This window comes from Streptomyces sp. NPDC014864 (genome assembly GCF_043081525.1).
GTDB lineage: Bacteria > Actinomycetota > Actinomycetes > Streptomycetales > Streptomycetaceae > Streptomyces.
In genome coordinates this window covers 271485-286179 of the sequence record NZ_JBIBWT010000007.1, presented here as the reverse complement: position 1 = coordinate 286179, position 14695 = coordinate 271485, and the positions used below count along the sequence as shown (strand labels likewise).

Below are 14695 nucleotides of genomic sequence, written 5' to 3'. Positions count from 1 at the left end.
GCCACCCCGATGCGGGGTGGCGTGCTCCGGTCCGTCTCACCATCCGCCGTACCCGCGTGCCTCACGCGGGCGCTTCAAGGAGCTGTGTTCCTCATGGCATTTCGCCGTTCCCCCGTCCGCCGTTCCCTCATCCGCCGTGCCCTCGTCCGCCGGACCGCGGCGCTGACCGCCGCCGCGACCGCCGCGGTGGTGCTGACCGCCTGCGGCGGCGGCGACTCCTCGTCGTCCGGCCACGCCGGCCACGGCGGCATGGACTCCATGTCCTCCACCCCGTCGGCCGGCGCCAACGGGAAGGGCGGTCACAACGCGCAGGACGTGACGTTCGCACAGGGCATGATCCCGCACCACCGGCAGGCCGTCGCCATGGCCGACCTGGTCCCGTCCCGGGCGAAGTCCCCGCAGGTCAAGGACCTCGCCGCGAAGATCAAGAAGGCGCAGGACCCGGAGATCGACACCATGAGCGGCTGGCTGCGGGCCTGGGGCGCCGAGGTCCCGGCGGGCAGCTCCTCGGGTATGGGGGACATGCCGGGCATGGACCACTCCGGCTCGTCGGGCATGGACCACTCCGGCTCCTCGATGCCCGGCATGATGAGCGACGCCGACATGGGCAAGCTCAAGAAGCTCTCCGGTGACGCCTTCGACAAGGCGTTCCTCCAGATGATGATCGGCCACCACGAGGGCGCCGTCATCATGGCCAAGACGGAGCAGGCCAAGGGGGCTTACGGGGCCGCCACGTCGATGGCCCGCTCGATCGTCACCTCGCAGTCCGCCGAGATCACCGAGATGCACAAGCTGCTCGGCGAGAAGTGACGCGACGGCACCCCTTTTCGCCCGCCTCGGGGCCGTCGGTGTGTCCGGCGGCCCCGAGGCGGCCCAGCGTGGTGCCCCTGGCGGAAGGAGAAACACCGAGTGGGAATACCCCATGGGGGTATATGGTTCTGAGCGGTGAACGTTCGACGAGAAGGGGAGAACGATCATGGACCACTCGGTGCACACCCAGCAGAACCCCGCGCACCAGTCCGAGCACCCCGAACACCACGCTCATCACACCCACCCGGCCCCGACGGCGGCCACCACCTGGCGCGCGGCCGCCCAGGCGACGCTGCACTGCCTCACCGGCTGCGCCATCGGCGAGGTCCTCGGCATGATCATCGGCACCGCCGCCGGCCTGCACAACGCGGCGACCGTCGTGATCTCCATCGCGCTGGCCTTCGTCTTCGGGTACGCGCTGACCATGCGCGGCGTCCTGCGCGCGGGTGTGCCCCTCCGGCAGGCTCTCAAGATCGCCCTGGCCGCGGACACGGTGTCCATCCTGGTGATGGAGCTGATCGACAACACGGTCATGGTCGCAGTGCCGGGCGCCATGGACGCGGGCCTCGCCCAGCCGCTCTTCTGGGCCTCCCTCGCCTTCTCGCTCCTGCTGGCCTTCCTGCTCACCACCCCGGTCAACCGGTGGATGATCGGCCGCGGCAAGGGGCACGCGGTGGTCCACGCCTACCACTGACCCCCCCTGGCGCGGAGAGCGCCGGAAGGCCACCGGGGGGCGCCGGAAGGCCACCGGGGGACGCCCGGCCACGGACGCCCCCCGGCCGCATGTCCCGACCTCCTGCCACCGTCAGGCGGTCAGCACCTTCTCCAGGGAGCCGAGCGCCGAGCGCAGCTCGTCCTCCGTGATGGTCAGCGGCGGCGCCAGCCGGATGGTGGAGCCGTGGGTGTCCTTGGCCAGGACGCCCTCCCGCATCAGACGCTCGCTGACCTCGCGGCCGGTGCCGATGGCCGGGTCGACGTCGACGCCGGCCCACAGGCCGCGGGAGCGGAACCCGACCACGCCCCGGCCGGCCAGCGCGGTCAGCCCGTCGCGCAGGACCGCGCCCAGCTCCGCCGCCCGGCGCTGGAACTCGCCGGTCTCCAGCAGCTCCACCACCGCCGTGCCGACCGCGGCCGCCAGCGGGTTGCCGCCGAAGGTCGAACCGTGCTCCCCGGGCCGCAGCACCCCCAGCACCTCGCGCCGCCCGACGACCGCCGACACCGGCACGATGCCGCCGCCGAGCGCCTTGCCCAGCAGGACGACGTCCGGCGCGACCCCCTCGTGGTCGACGGCGAGCGTGTGCCCGGTACGCCCGAGACCCGACTGGATCTCGTCCGCGAGGAACAGGCAGTTCTTCCGGCGGGTGAGCTCGCGGACACCGGCGAGGTAGCCGTCGCGCGGGACGATGACGCCCGCCTCGCCCTGGATCGGCTCGATCAGCACGGCGGCCGTCGTCTCGTCGATCGCCGCCTCCAGGGCCGCCAGGTCGTCGTAGGGGACGATCCGGAAGCCGGGGGTGAACGGGCCGAATCCCGACCGTGCCGTCTCGTCCGTCGAGAAGCTGACGATCGTCGTCGTACGGCCGTGGAAGTTGTCCGCCGCGACCACGATCGTGGCCTGGTCGGCCGGGACGCCCTTGACCTCGTAGGCCCACTTGCGGGCCAGCTTGATGCCGCTCTCGACCGCCTCGGCGCCGGTGTTCATGGGCAGCACCATGTCCTGCCCGGTGAGCCGGGCGAGCCGCTCCGCGAACTCGGCGAGCCGGTCGTTGTGGAAGGCCCGGGAGGTGAGCGTCAGCCGGTCGAGCTGGCGGTGCGCCGCCTCGACCAGGGCGGGGTGGCGGTGGCCGAAGTTGAGGGCCGAGTAGCCCGCCAGCATGTCGAGGTAGCGGGTGCCCTCGACGTCCTCCACCCAGGCGCCCTCGGCACGGGCCACGACCACGGGCAGCGGGTGGTAGTTGTGGGCGAGGACCGGCTCCTCGGCCCGGATGAGGTCGGCGGACGTACGGGTACGGGCGGGTGCCGTCATGAGCGGATCTCCTGGGTGCAGCACTTGATGCCGCCGCCTGCCTTGTGGAACTCGGACAGGTCGACGGGGACGGGGACGTAGCCGCGCTCGGCGAGCCGGGCGGCGAGGTGCGTCGCGGTGGGCGAGATGAAGACGTGGTGGCCGTCGGAGACGGAGTTCAGGCCGAACGCCATGGCGTCCTCCCGGGTGGCGAGCACCGCGTCCGGGTAGAGCCGGGCGAGCACCTCGCGGCTGCCGGGCGAGAACGCCTCCGGGTAGTAGGCGATGTTGTCGTCGTCGAGGACGAAGAGCGCCGTGTCCAGGTGGTAGAAGTACGGGTCCACCAGGGTCAGGCCGACCACCGGGGCGCCGAGGTACTCCTGCGCCTCGCGGTGCGCCTCGCGCGTGGTCCGGAAGCCGGTGCCGGCGAGGACCCAGCGCCCGGCCGGCACCAGGTCGCCCTCGCCCTCGCACACCGACTCGGGGCGGTAGACGTCGAAGCCGGCCGCCTTGAACCAGGTGTCGTAGGGGAGGGACTCGGGTCGCCGCTCGGGGGCGTGGAAGAGGGAGCCGAAGACGCGGCCGTCGACGACGACCGCGCAGTTCGCGGCGAAGACCATGTCCGGCAGTCCGGGCACGGGTTCCACGGTCTCGACGGTGTGTCCGTGGGCGCGGTAGGCGTCGATCAGCGCCTTCCACTGGACCTGGGCGAGGCCGGCGTCGACGGGACGGCCGGGATCCATCCAGGGGTTGATCGCGTACTGCACGGCGAAGTGTCTGGGTTCGCAGACGAGGTAGCGCCGCCGGCGCTGCACACGGCTCTCGGGCACAGAGGGTTCCCTCCGCTTCCTGGGAGTGACGACTGGGGTCGAGACAACGGTAGAAACGCCCCAGCACGCGCGACAAGCGAGGAGAGCTGCGCGTATGAGCAGGAAAGCTGCGTTCTCGACGGTCTCAGCGCACGTCTGCTGCGTCCCCCGGCGCCGGGTGGCTGGCGCCCGCCTCCGGGCTCTCCGGCAGCAGGTGGGACAGCACCATCACACTGATCGTCTTGCGGATGAACGGCTCCGTCCGGATCCGCTCCAGCACCTCCTCGAAGTGCTCCACGTCCCGCGCCCGCACGTGCAGCAGCGCGTCCGCGCCGCCGGTCACGGTCATCGCCGCCGTGATCTCCGGGTGGTTGCGGACGACCTCGGCGAGGCGCCGGGGCGGAGCCGCGCCCTCGCAGTACACCTCGACGTACGCCTCGGTGCGCCAGCCCAGCGCCGACGGCTTCACCGTGGCCGTGAACCCGGTGATCACACCCGCCTCGCGCAGCCGGTCCACCCGGCGCTTGACCGCCGTCGCCGACAGGCCGATCGCCGCGCCGATCTCGGCGAAACTGGTGCGGGCGTTGGCCATCAGAGCGGTGAGGATCTTCCGGTCGAGCTCGTCGAACGGGGCTTGCCTGCTGTGCATGTCGGCACTGTATCCAGCGGGAACGTCCACGCCCGGACATGGGCAGGCGCACGGATCGCCCTTACACTCCACCTTCATGCTGCGCGCCCTCGCCGTCGACGACGAAAGCCCCTCGCTCGAGGAACTGCTCTACCTCCTGGACACCGACCCCCGCATCGGCAGCGTCGAGGGCGCCGGCGACGCGACCGAGGCACTGCGCCGGATCAACCGCGCCCTCCAGTCCGGTCCCGGCGGACCCGACGCGATCGACGTGGTCTTCCTCGACATCCACCTGCCCGGACTCGACGGGCTCGACCTGGCCCGGCTGCTGACCGGGTTCGCCGAGCCGCCGCTGATCGTGTTCGTCACCGCTCACGAGGACTTCGCGGTTCAGGCCTTCGACCTCAAGGCCGTCGACTACGTGCTCAAGCCGGTCCGCAAGGAGCGGCTCGCGGAGGCCGTGCGGCGGGCGGCCCATCTGCGCGACACCGCCCCCCGGATCCCGGTGAGCGAGCCGGACCCCGACCACGTGCCCGTCGAACTCGGCGGCGTCACCCGCTTCGTCGCCGTCGACGACATCACCCATGTCGAGGCGCGCGGCGACTACGCCCGGCTGCACACCGGCAAGGGCAGCCACCTCGTGCGCATCCCGCTGTCCACGCTGGAGGAGCGCTGGCGCTCCCGCGGCTTCGTCCGCATCCACCGCCGCCACCTGGTCGCCCTGCGCCACATCGGCGAGCTCCGCCTGGACGCGGGCGCGGTGAGCGTGCTCGTCGGCGCGGAGGAACTCCAGGTCAGCCGCCGCCACGCCCGCGAACTGCGGGAGCTGCTGATGCGCCGGACCGCACGTTAGGGGGATGCCGCACATGCCGCAGGACGCCACCGGACGCCGCGTCGTCGTCACCGGCCCGGCCCGCCGCACCCGCCGGGTCCCCGGCCAGTACCGCCCGCGCACCGAGATCGACGAGCAGACCACCCTCGGCCACACCTACGTCCGCTCCCTGATGCGCTCCCAACTGCGGGCCGGGCTCGCCGTGTTCACCGTGCTCGTACTGCTCGTCGGCCCGCTGCCGCTGGTCTTCGCGGCCGCCCCGGACGCCCGCCGCCTGCGCTGGGTCGTGCTCGGCTTCTGCCTCTACGCCCCGCTGGTGCTGCTCGCCCGCTGGTACGTGCGCCGCGCGGAGCGCAACGAACGCGACTTCGTGCGCCTGGTCGAGGACCGCTGAGGGGGCCACACAGCACCGTGCACTCCGGATACGCCGTCCCCGCCGTCGCCCTCGTCGTCGTCGCCACCGTCCTCGTCGGCGCCTTCGGGCTGCGCGTCTCGCGCACCACCTCCGACTTCTACGTCGCCTCCCGCACCGTCGGACCGCGCCTGAACGCGGCTGCCATCAGCGGCGAGTACCTCTCCGCCGCCTCCTTCCTCGGCATCGCCGGCCTGGTGCTCGTCCAGGGCCCGGACATGCTCTGGTACCCGGTCGGCTACACGGCCGGCTATCTGGTCCTGCTCCTGTTCGTCGCCGCCCCGCTGCGTCGCTCCGGCGCCTACACGCTGCCCGACTTCGCCGAGGCCCGGCTCGGCTCGCAGGCGGTACGACGGCTCGCGGGCGCCTTCGTCGTGGGCGTCGGCTGGCTCTACCTGCTGCCGCAGCTCCAGGGGGCGGGGCTGACGCTGACGGTGCTCACCGGCGCGCCCGACGCGCTCGGCGGAGTGATCGTCGCCGTCGTGGTGGTGGCGACCGTCGCCGCGGGCGGCATGCGCAGCGTCACCTTCGTCCAGGCCTTCCAGTACTGGCTGAAACTGACCGCCCTGCTCGTCCCCGCCCTCTTCCTCGTCCTCGCCTGGCAGCACGACGGCGCGCCCCGTCACGTGTTCGACGAACCGCCCGCCTTCCGCGACCGGCACACCGTCCGCGTCGCCGACACCCTCGACCTGCGCCTGGAGCGGCCCCTGACCGTCACCGTGCGCGGCACCGTCGACGGCCACGGCCACGACGGGCGGCCGGTGCGCCTGGCCGCCGGGGTCCACCACGTCGAGCGCGGCACCCGCCTCACCTTCGCCAAGGACTCCCGCGTCCCGCAGACGGGGCTCGGCACCGACGGCGGAATGTCGACCTCGCTGGCCGCCGGCCGCCAGGAACGCCCGCTGTACGCCACGTACGGACTGATCCTCGCCACCTTCCTCGGCACCATGGGCCTGCCGCACGTCGTCGTCCGCTTCTACACCAGCCCGCACGGGGTCGCCGCCCGCCGCACCACGGTCGCCGTCCTCGGCCTGGTCGGCGGCTTCTACCTGCTGCCGCCCGTGTACGGCGCCCTGGGCCGCCTCTACGCCCCCGAACTCGCCCTCACCCCGGACGCCGACGCCGCCGTCCTGCTCCTGCCCGACCGGCTGATCGGCGGCCTCGGCGGCGACCTGCTGGGCGCGCTGGTCGCGGGCGGCGCCTTCGCCGCGTTCCTGTCGACCGCCTCCGGACTGACCATGGCGGTGGCCGGGGTGCTCACCCAGGACGTCCTGCCCTCGCGCGGCGTACGCCACTTCCGGCTCGGCACGGTGCTCGCCATGGCCGTGCCCCTCGCCGCGAGCGTCCTCGTCGGCGGACTGCCCGTCGCCGACGCAGTCGGGCTCGCCTTCGCGGTGTCCGCCTCGTCCTTCTGCCCGCTGCTCGTCCTCGGCATCTGGTGGCGCCGCCTCACCCCGCCCGGCGCGGCCGCCGGGATGCTGGTGGGCGGCGGCTCCGCGCTGGTCGCCGTGGCCGCGACCATGGCGGGCCTGCCCGGCGCCGGTCCGCTGCACGCGCTGCTGGCCTGGCCCGCCCTGTGGTCGGTACCGCTGGGCTTCCTCACCATGATGCTGGTGTCCCTGGCCACGCCGGGCCGGGTGCCCGCCGGGACCGCGGCGATCCTCGCCCTGTTCCACCTGCCCGAACAGCTGCGGGCGGAGGTGAAGGCGTGAGCGGTTTCCTCGCCGGGCTCTGCGTGGCCGTCCTGCCGCTGCTGGCCGCCGGGTTCTGGCTCGGGCGGCGCACCGCCCGCCCGGAGAGCCTCGGCGGCCTCGGCACCCCTCTCGAGCACGCCACCTTCCAGACCCTGCACACCGCCTCCCTCGCCGCGCCCCCGCTGCGCGCGGGACTGACGGAGGAGACCGCCCGCAAGTCGGCCCGCCGCCTGCGCACGCTGCTCGGCACCGACGCCCTCTGCCTCGCGGACGACCAGCGGGTCCTGGTCTGGGACGGGGTGGGCGCGCACCACCGCGGCGAGATCGCGGAGCGCCTCGCGGGCCCCCTGGAGACCGGGCGCGGCGAGGCGTTCCGGCTCACCTGCGAGACACCGGACTGCCCGTTGCGCTGGGCCGTCGTCGCCCCGCTCACCGTCGACGACCGGGTGCACGGCGCCCTCGTCGCCTGCGCGCCCCGAGAGTCCGCCGTGCTGGTCCGGGCCGCGGCCGAGGTCGCCCGCTGGGTCTCCGTCCAACTGGAGCTCGCCGACCTCGACCGCTCCCGCACCCGGCTCATCGAGGCCGAGATCAAGGCCCTGCGCGCCCAGATCTCCCCGCACTTCATCTTCAACTCGCTGGCGGTGATCGCCTCGTTCGTCCGCACCGACCCCGAGCGGGCCCGGGAGCTGCTGCTGGAGTTCGCCGACTTCACCCGCTACTCGTTCCGCCGGCACGGCGACTTCACCACCCTGGCCGACGAGCTCCACGCCATCGAGCACTACCTCGCGCTGGTCCGGGCACGCTTCGGCGACCGCCTCGCCGTGACCCTCCAGATCGCCCCCGAGGTGCTCCCGGTGGCGCTGCCCTTCCTGTGCCTGCAGCCGCTCGTCGAGAACGCCGTCAAGCACGGCCTGGAGGGCAGGACCGACACCTGCCGCATCCGGATCACCGCGCAGGACGCCGGCGCCGAGGCGCTCGTCGTCATCGAGGACGACGGTGCGGGCATGGACCCCGGCGTGCTGCGCCGCATCCTGTCCGGCGAGGTCAGCCCCTCCGGCGGCATCGGTCTGTCCAACGTCGACGACCGGATCCGCCAGGTCTACGGCGACGACCACGGCCTCGTCCTCGAGACCGCGCCGGGGGCGGGCATGAAGATCACCGTCCGGCTGCCCAAGTACCAGCCTGGGGTGCACTCCGCCGGGCGCCCCTCCGGGCAGTGACCGTCAGGCGCGCCGGGACGCGACCAGCGCGAGGGTGATCAGGCCCAGCACGACCCAGCCGAACCACAGCCAGCCGTTGCTGCCCAGCGCCACCGTGTACGCCGTCACCGCGACGAGCGCGCCGACGGTGAGCGCTCCCATCGTCTTCGTGGAACCGTCCGTGGAACCGGGCATCGCGACACCCTCCTCATGGTCCGACCCCACCATGGTGCCCCGTCCGCCGCCCGGCGGCTCGATCCGCGCGGTGCCCTTCCGTCACGCGGCGGCCCGATCCGCGCGGCCGCCTTCCGTCTCGCGGCTGCGCGGCCGGTCAGTTCCCGCGGGCGTTGAGCGAGGCCAGATAGGCGTTGTACGCCTCCAGCTCCTTGTCGCCGTCGCGGTCCGCGGCCCGGTCCTTGCGCCGGGCCTGCCGCTGCTCGGAGCGGTACCACTGGAACAGCAGCGCGAGCAGCACCAGCACGGACGGGATCTCGCTGAACGCCCAGGCGATGCCGCCGGCCGCGTTCTGGTCGGAGAGCGGGTCGATGCCGAGCGAGGCGGGCGGGTGCAGGAAGGTGCCGACCATGGGGGTGGTGGCCATCATGAGTGCGATGCCGAAGAACGCGTGGAACGGCATCCCCGCGAACAGCTCCAGCATCCGCATGAGGTAGCCCGGCCGGTTGGGGCCCGGGTCGACGCCCATGATCGGCCAGAAGAAGACCACGCCGACGGCGAGGAAGTGCACCATCATCCCGACGTGCCCCGCCTTCGAGCCCATCAGGAAGTCGAACAGCGGCGTGAAGTACAGGGCGTACAGACTCGCGATGAACATCGGGATGGTGAACGCGGGGTGGGTGACGATTCGCAGGTAGCGGCTGTGCAGCAGGGCCAGCAGCACCTCGCGCGGCCCCTTGCGGCCCCGGCCCGCCACCGGCAGTGCGCGCAGCGCCAGGGTGACCGGCGCGCCGAGCAGGATCAGGATCGGCGACAGCATGCTGATGACCATGTGCTGGACCATGTGCACGCTGAACATGACCATGCCGTAGTCGTTCAGCCGGGTGCACATCATCAGGCCCACGGTCAGCACCCCGGTGACGAAGGCGGCCGTCCGGCCCACCGGCCAGGAGTCCCCGCGCCGCCGCAGCCGCACCACGCCCCAGGCGTACAGACCCAGCCCGAGCAGGCAGGCGACGAGGAAGAACGGGTCCGCCGACCACGCGAGAGAGCGCGCCAGCGTGAACGGCGGCAGATCCATCGTCATGCCGTGCCCGCTGTGATCCATCCGCCGGCTCCTGATTCGTGGGGGTTGTGCACGTCTGTCCGCACCAGACTAGAACCGCCCCCGGTCACGACTGCGACCGGGGGCGGTGCAATGGACCGGGGGCGGTGGGACACCCTCAGGGGGCGGGGTCAGAGCACGCACTCCGCCTCGTCGTACCGCTCCTGTGGCACCGTCTTCAGCGTCTCCACGGCCTTCGCCAGCGGCACCATCACGATGTCGGTGCCGCGCAGCGCGGTCATGTGACCGAACTCGCCCCGGTGCACGGCCTCCACCGCGTGCCAGCCGAACCGGGTCGCCAGCACCCGGTCGTACGCCGTGGGCGTCCCGCCGCGCTGCACGTGCCCGAGGATGACCGGGCGCGCCTCCTTGCCCAGCCGCTCCTCCAGCTCGACGGAGAGCTGGCGGGCGATCCCGGCGAACCGCTCGTGGCCGTAGACGTCCTTGCCGCCCTCGTCGAACTCCATGCCGCCGGCCTTCGGCTTGGCGCCCTCCGCGGCGACGACGATGGCGAACCGCTTGCCCGCCTCGAAACGCTCGCCGACCTTGCGCGTCAACTCGTCGATGTCGAAGGGCCGTTCCGGGACGACGACGGCGTGCGCGCCGGCCGCCATGCCGGAGTGCAGCGCGATCCAGCCGGTGTGGCGGCCCATGACCTCCACGATCAGCACCCGCTGGTGGGACTCGGCGGTGGTCTTGAGGCGGTCCAGGGCCTCGGTGGCGACGGTCACGGCCGTGTCGAAGCCGAAGGTGACGTCCGTGACGGCGATGTCGTTGTCGATGGTCTTCGGCACCCCGACGATGGGGAGACCGCTGTCCGACAGCAGCCGGGCCGCCTTGAGCGTGCCCTCGCCGCCGATCGGGATGATCGCGTCGAGCCCGAGCTCCTCGACATGGCCCCTGGCCCGCTCCACGCCGTCCCGCAGGTGCTCGGGTCGGACCCGGGAGGAGCCGAGGATGGTGCCGCCGCGGGCGAGGATGCCGCCCACCGCGTCGAGGTCGAGCTTGAGGTAGTCGCACTCCAGGAGGCCTTTCCAGCCGTCGCGGAAGCCGATGACCTCGTCGCCGTGGTCGACGACGGCACGGTGCACGACGGACCGGATGACGGCGTTCAGGCCGGGGCAGTCGCCGCCGGACGTGAGGACACCAATGCGCATAGCCCGAACAACCTTCTCAACGTGGGCGCGGGGACCGGACCACGTTGTCCGGCTCGATCCCCGCCACCCTAGCGGCACCGGGGGCAGGGGCAGCACCGTGCGTCCGCCTGCTGGACGGGCCCGCTCACCTGTGCGGAAGGGCTGTCAGAAGGGCCCGCTCACCTGTGCGGAGACGCTGTCAGACGGGCTGGTGAGACCGAGTGGGGGAGCACATGGACGAGCCGGCGCGGCCGGGCCGAAGCCGCGCCGGCTCGCCGTCGCTACGCGGGCTGCTGCGCCGCTGCGATGCGCTCGTCGCGCAGCGCCTCGTACCAGCGGTCGTCGATCGGCGGCAGCGCGTTGACGTCGAGCGCCAGCTTCAGCAGCAGGTCGGCGATCTGCGGGTTGCGGGCGAGGACCGGCCCGTGCATGTACGTGCCGAAGACCGTGCCGTTGTACGCGCCCTCCGTGCCGTCCCCGGTGCCGTTGCCCTTGCCGATGCGGGTCCGCGCGAAGGGGCGGGCGGTCGAGCCGAGGTGGGTGACGCCCTGGTGGTTCTCGAAGCCGGTCAGCGGGGGCAGGCCGAGCTGCGGGTCGATGTCGGCCAGTACGTCACCGACGCACCGCTCGCCCTCCCCGCGCACCGAGACCACGTCGAGCAGGCCGAGGCCCGGCTCGCGCTGACCGAGGTCGTTGATGAACTCGTGGCCGAGGATCTGGTAGCCGGCGCACACGGAGAAGACGATCGCGCCGTTCTGCACCGCACGCTGGAGGTGCCCGTCGCGGCGCAGCCGCTCGGCCGCGAGCCGCTGCGGACGGTCCTCGCCGCCGCCGATCAGGTAGATGTCGCCGGAGGTCGGGATCGGCTGGTCGCTGCGCACGTCGAGCCGGGCCACCTCCAGGCCGCGCTGCCGGGCCCGGCGCTCCACCACGAGGGCGTTGCCCTGGTCGCCGTAGGTGCTCAGCAGGTCCGGGTAGATCCACACCAGCCGCAGTTGGTTGTCGCTCATGAAGTGATCGTCCTTCGTGGTCAGTTGCCGACGCGGCGGCGCAGGTCCTGGAACGCGGTGTAGTTCGCGATGACCTCGATGCGGCCCGGGGGGGCCTGCTGGACGGCCTGGTCGAGGTTCTCGCAGACCTGGAAGTGCTGGTTCGCCACCTCCAGGCGCACCGCGAGGTCCAGCTTCCGGTCGCCGATCACGAAGATGGGGTGGCCGGTCAGCCGCGTGTAGTCGACGTCCCACAGCCAGGAGGTGTCGGTGCCGTCGGCACCGCGCGCGTTCACGGAGAGGATCACCGGGGTGGGCGGCGGGTCGATCAGGGAGAACGTCTCCAGCCAGCCGGCCGGGTTCTTCGCCAGCAGCAGGCGCAGGTCGCGCTGCATGAACTGCACGACGTCGTAGCGTCCGGCCACGGCCTGCACCTGGTACATCCGCTCCAGCGCGACCTGCGGCGGCACCCCGAAGACGGCGGCCACGGCGGCCGAGGAGGCGGCGTTGGCCTTGTTGGCCCGGCCCGGCAGCTGCAGGTGGATCGGCCAGGCCGAACCGTGCGGGTCGAGGACGTGGTCGCCGGAGAGCGCCCAGCTCGGCGTGGGCCGGCGGAAGCCGCACTGGCTGCAGAACCAGTCCTCGCCCGGACGCTGCATCACACCGCCGCAGGACGGGCAGGACCAGGCGTCGTCCTTCCACATCTGCCCGGCGGCCACCCAGACCACGTTGGGGGAGGAGGAGGCGGCCCACACCACCAGCGGGTCGTCGCAGTTGGCGACGACCACGGCCTTGGACCCGGACAGTCCCTCGCGCCAGTGCTCGGCGAGCATCCGGGTCTCGGCGGCGCGGTCGAGCTGGTCGCGGGAGAGGTTCAGCAGCGCGATGCACTTGGGGGAGGTGTCCCGGGCCACACCGGCGAGGTACTTCTCGTCGACCTCGATCACGCCGAACTTCGCGTCCGAGCCGCCCGCGAGGGCCGAGGTGATGCCCGCGGGCATGTTGGCCCCGAGTGCGTTGGAGACCACCGGGCCCGCGGCCCGCAGCGCCTCGGCGATGAGCCGGGTCGTCGTGGTCTTGCCGTTGGTCGCCGAGACCAGGACCACGTCCAGGTGCTGGGCCAGACGGGCGAGCAGGTCGGGGTCGAGCCTGAGGGCCACCTTGCCCCCGATCACCGAACCGCTCCCGCGCCCCGCGGCGCGCGATGCCGCAGCGACCGCCTTGCCCGCGGTCACGGCCAGCTTGGCCCGCGGCGAGAGCGGGTCCGAGTTGCCTGCCATCAGTTCTCGATCCTCCTTGCGTACGCGCCGCGCCTGAAAAGCCATTCGGCAACGTGGTGTGGACCTCAGCCTATCGAGATCCCTTCGCACTCCCGAACCCCGGCACCGCAGCGGCACCCGCGCGCCCTTCGCGCGTCCGACAGGACCGTACCCTTGCCGCCATGCGACACGGCTCGATCCCGGGCGCCCGCGGGCGCGTCCGGCCCCTCACCCTGCTCCAGGACGCGGTGCTGCGCGAGCCCTGCCGGGAGGTCACCGACTTCGGTCCCGAACTGGCACGGCTCGTGGAGGACTTGTTCGCGACGATGTACGCGGCGCGGGGGGTGGGACTGGCCGCGAACCAGATCGGCGAGTCCTTGCGGGTGTTCGTCTTCGACTGCCCGGACGACGAGGACGTCCGGCACCTCGGGCACGTGGTCAACCCGCGGCTGGTGGAGGCGGACGGCGTGGTGGTCCGCGGCCCGGAGGGCTGTCTGTCCCTGCCGGGCCTGGAGGCGGGCACCGAGCGCTACGACCACGCGGTCGTCGAGGGCCGGACGGTGACCGGGGAGCCGGTCACCGTGCACGGCACGGGGTTCTTCGCGCGGTGCCTGCAGCACGAGTGCGACCACCTGGAGGGGATGGTGTACGCCGACCGTCTGGAGGGCCGGCGCCGGCGCCGTCTGATGCGCCAGGTGGGGCGGGCCTCCTGGCACCGGTGAGGTCGGCGGCCCGGGGGGCGGGGCCGCACGCCGGGCGGCTCCGGTGCCCGGCGGCGCCGCGCGGGCACGGTCGGCCCTGCCGGCGTTGCCGGCTTTCCGTACGCCGTGGTGGCCCGCCTTCGTCCGGGCCCGCGGCCGGGGCGCCTGCGCCGGAGTCCCGGCCGACGGCCGGGCGGGCGCAGGGATCCCCGCCCGCCGCCCCGCGGCGGATGTCAGAAGCCCGGGCCGCCCATCTTGTCCCCGGCGGCCGCGAGGCGGCCCCACAGCAGGTCGGCCAGGCTGCGCACCAGCTCCGCCCGGGAGCACGGGCGCTCGCCCAGCCACCAGTCGCCCGCCGCGTGCATCATGCCGACGATCCCGTGGCCCCAGACCCGGGCGAGCCGCTGGCTGCCCGGTCCGAGGTCCAGCCGGTCCTCGATCACCTGGGCCAGCTCCTCGCCCATCCGGCGCAGCAGGGGAGCCGAGTGCTTGCCGACGTCGAAGCCCTGGTCGCCGCCCTGGCCGCCCTCCGCCGGGTGCATCAGGAACCGGTACACCTGGGGGCGTGCCTCGATGGCGGCGAGGTAGGTGTCGAGCGTCGCCTCCACCCGCTCGCGGCGCTCCGCCGGGGCGTCCAGCGCCGCCCGCAGCGAGTCGAGGAGCGCGTCCGTGTGGCGCTTGGCGAGGGCCGCGTACAGTCCCCCCTTGTCGCCGAAGTGGCGGTAGAGGATCGGTTTGGTGATGCCGGCCTCGGCCGCGATGGCGTTCATCGAGGCTTGCGGGCCGTCGCGCAGCACCACCCGGTCGGCGGCCTCCAGCAGCTCGCGCCGTCGGCGGTCGGCGGACCGCTGCTGATCGGTCCGCTGCGTGGTGTCCATGAGCTCTCCCCACCCGTGCTGAATCGGTGACGCCTGCGCAAAGTAACACTGACCGCGCCGGGGA

Annotated in this window: 16 protein-coding genes; 7 read left to right on the top strand and 9 right to left on the bottom strand. The window is 72.9% G+C overall.

Going from position 1 to position 14695, the window contains the following annotated elements; all coding sequences use genetic code 11:
• The first annotated feature begins 93 nt into the window (after positions 1-93).
• Entirely contained in the window at positions 94-810 is a 717-nt protein-coding gene (locus ACF1A5_RS15590; RefSeq protein ID WP_392193375.1) for a DUF305 domain-containing protein, read from the top strand.
• A 166-nt stretch (positions 811-976) separates the two neighbouring features.
• A complete protein-coding gene (locus ACF1A5_RS15585; RefSeq protein ID WP_392193374.1) occupies positions 977-1504 on the top strand; it encodes a DUF4396 domain-containing protein in 528 nt (175 codons plus the stop codon).
• 111 nt (positions 1505-1615) lie between these two features.
• Here ACF1A5_RS15585 and rocD read toward each other — a convergent pair whose 3' ends face one another.
• The 3 genes from rocD to ACF1A5_RS15570 all read right to left on the bottom strand — a co-directional run bounded on the left by rocD (position 1616) and on the right by ACF1A5_RS15570 (position 4273).
• Positions 1616-2836, bottom strand: a complete 1221-nt coding sequence (gene rocD, locus ACF1A5_RS15580) for an ornithine--oxo-acid transaminase (protein WP_392193373.1) — start codon at positions 2834-2836, stop codon at positions 1616-1618.
• A complete protein-coding gene (ddaH, locus tag ACF1A5_RS15575) occupies positions 2833-3645 on the bottom strand; it encodes a dimethylargininase (RefSeq protein WP_392193372.1) in 813 nt (270 codons plus the stop codon). The genes rocD and ddaH overlap by 4 nt, the downstream gene beginning before the upstream one ends.
• A gap of 124 nt (positions 3646-3769) precedes the next feature.
• On the bottom strand, positions 3770-4273 hold the full coding sequence (locus ACF1A5_RS15570; protein WP_392193371.1) for an Lrp/AsnC family transcriptional regulator: 504 nt from the start codon (positions 4271-4273) through the stop codon (positions 3770-3772).
• A 76-nt stretch (positions 4274-4349) separates the two neighbouring features.
• On the opposite strand from ACF1A5_RS15570, the gene ACF1A5_RS15565 reads away from it, so the two are divergent.
• From ACF1A5_RS15565 to ACF1A5_RS15550, 4 genes are read left to right on the top strand one after another with little or no spacing between them, the layout of a single operon-like run.
• A complete protein-coding gene (locus ACF1A5_RS15565) occupies positions 4350-5105 on the top strand; it encodes a LytR/AlgR family response regulator transcription factor (protein WP_392193370.1) in 756 nt (251 codons plus the stop codon).
• A 13-nt stretch (positions 5106-5118) separates the two neighbouring features.
• Positions 5119-5478 (top strand): hypothetical protein, encoded by a 360-nt coding sequence (locus tag ACF1A5_RS15560; RefSeq protein ID WP_392193491.1) that lies wholly within the window; start codon positions 5119-5121, stop codon positions 5476-5478.
• A 17-nt stretch (positions 5479-5495) separates the two neighbouring features.
• Complete coding sequence (locus ACF1A5_RS15555) at positions 5496-7208, top strand: cation acetate symporter (protein WP_392193369.1); 1713 nt, start codon at positions 5496-5498, stop codon at positions 7206-7208.
• A complete protein-coding gene (locus tag ACF1A5_RS15550) occupies positions 7205-8410 on the top strand; it encodes a sensor histidine kinase (RefSeq protein ID WP_392193368.1) in 1206 nt (401 codons plus the stop codon). Before ACF1A5_RS15555 ends, ACF1A5_RS15550 begins: the two co-directional genes overlap by 4 nt.
• A 3-nt stretch (positions 8411-8413) precedes the next feature.
• Here the strand turns inward: ACF1A5_RS15550 and ACF1A5_RS15545 are convergent, their stop codons facing one another.
• The 5 genes from ACF1A5_RS15545 to ACF1A5_RS15525 all read right to left on the bottom strand — a co-directional run bounded on the left by ACF1A5_RS15545 (position 8414) and on the right by ACF1A5_RS15525 (position 13073).
• Entirely contained in the window at positions 8414-8584 is a 171-nt protein-coding gene (locus ACF1A5_RS15545; RefSeq protein ID WP_392193367.1) for a hypothetical protein, read from the bottom strand.
• A gap of 136 nt (positions 8585-8720) precedes the next feature.
• Positions 8721-9671 carry a cytochrome c oxidase assembly protein gene (locus ACF1A5_RS15540; protein ID WP_392193366.1) on the bottom strand — a complete coding sequence of 317 codons (951 nt, stop codon included), beginning with the start codon at positions 9669-9671 and terminating at the stop codon, positions 8721-8723.
• A 128-nt stretch (positions 9672-9799) separates the two neighbouring features.
• Entirely contained in the window at positions 9800-10825 is a 1026-nt protein-coding gene (locus tag ACF1A5_RS15535) for a 6-phosphofructokinase (RefSeq protein WP_392193365.1), read from the bottom strand.
• 260 nt (positions 10826-11085) lie between these two features.
• The gene (locus ACF1A5_RS15530; RefSeq protein WP_392193364.1) at positions 11086-11814 is read right to left on the bottom strand and encodes a type 1 glutamine amidotransferase; all 729 of its coding nucleotides are present in this window, start codon (positions 11812-11814) and stop codon (positions 11086-11088) included.
• 20 nt (positions 11815-11834) lie between these two features.
• Complete coding sequence (locus ACF1A5_RS15525) at positions 11835-13073, bottom strand: MurT ligase domain-containing protein (protein ID WP_392193363.1); 1239 nt, start codon at positions 13071-13073, stop codon at positions 11835-11837.
• 161 nt (positions 13074-13234) lie between these two features.
• On the opposite strand from ACF1A5_RS15525, the gene def reads away from it, so the two are divergent.
• The gene (gene def, locus ACF1A5_RS15520) at positions 13235-13774 is read left to right on the top strand and encodes a peptide deformylase (RefSeq protein ID WP_392193362.1); all 540 of its coding nucleotides are present in this window, start codon (positions 13235-13237) and stop codon (positions 13772-13774) included.
• Positions 13775-13986: 212 nt separating this feature from the next.
• Here def and ACF1A5_RS15515 read toward each other — a convergent pair whose 3' ends face one another.
• The gene (locus ACF1A5_RS15515; RefSeq protein WP_392193361.1) at positions 13987-14631 is read right to left on the bottom strand and encodes a TetR family transcriptional regulator; all 645 of its coding nucleotides are present in this window, start codon (positions 14629-14631) and stop codon (positions 13987-13989) included.
• Between the last annotated feature and the right edge of the window lie 64 nt (positions 14632-14695).

What these genes read in the sequence shown, in the direction of transcription:
- ACF1A5_RS15590 (WP_392193375.1), top strand. Translation starts at nt 94, where the DNA reads ATGGCATTTCGCCGTTCCCCCGTCCGCCGTTCCCTCATCCGCCGTGCC.
- ACF1A5_RS15585 (WP_392193374.1), top strand. Translation starts at nt 977, where the DNA reads ATGGACCACTCGGTGCACACCCAGCAGAACCCCGCGCACCAGTCCGAG.
- rocD (WP_392193373.1), bottom strand. Translation starts at nt 2,836, where the DNA reads ATGACGGCACCCGCCCGTACCCGTACGTCCGCCGACCTCATCCGGGCC.
- ACF1A5_RS15570 (WP_392193371.1), bottom strand. Translation starts at nt 4,273, where the DNA reads ATGCACAGCAGGCAAGCCCCGTTCGACGAGCTCGACCGGAAGATCCTC.
- ACF1A5_RS15565 (WP_392193370.1), top strand. Translation starts at nt 4,350, where the DNA reads ATGCTGCGCGCCCTCGCCGTCGACGACGAAAGCCCCTCGCTCGAGGAA.
- ACF1A5_RS15560 (WP_392193491.1), top strand. Translation starts at nt 5,119, where the DNA reads ATGCCGCAGGACGCCACCGGACGCCGCGTCGTCGTCACCGGCCCGGCC.
- ACF1A5_RS15545 (WP_392193367.1), bottom strand. Translation starts at nt 8,584, where the DNA reads ATGCCCGGTTCCACGGACGGTTCCACGAAGACGATGGGAGCGCTCACC.
- ACF1A5_RS15540 (WP_392193366.1), bottom strand. Translation starts at nt 9,671, where the DNA reads ATGGATCACAGCGGGCACGGCATGACGATGGATCTGCCGCCGTTCACG.
- ACF1A5_RS15535 (WP_392193365.1), bottom strand. Translation starts at nt 10,825, where the DNA reads ATGCGCATTGGTGTCCTCACGTCCGGCGGCGACTGCCCCGGCCTGAAC.
- ACF1A5_RS15530 (WP_392193364.1), bottom strand. Translation starts at nt 11,814, where the DNA reads ATGAGCGACAACCAACTGCGGCTGGTGTGGATCTACCCGGACCTGCTG.
- ACF1A5_RS15525 (WP_392193363.1), bottom strand. Translation starts at nt 13,073, where the DNA reads ATGGCAGGCAACTCGGACCCGCTCTCGCCGCGGGCCAAGCTGGCCGTG.
- def (WP_392193362.1), top strand. Translation starts at nt 13,235, where the DNA reads ATGCGACACGGCTCGATCCCGGGCGCCCGCGGGCGCGTCCGGCCCCTC.
- ACF1A5_RS15515 (WP_392193361.1), bottom strand. Translation starts at nt 14,631, where the DNA reads ATGGACACCACGCAGCGGACCGATCAGCAGCGGTCCGCCGACCGCCGA.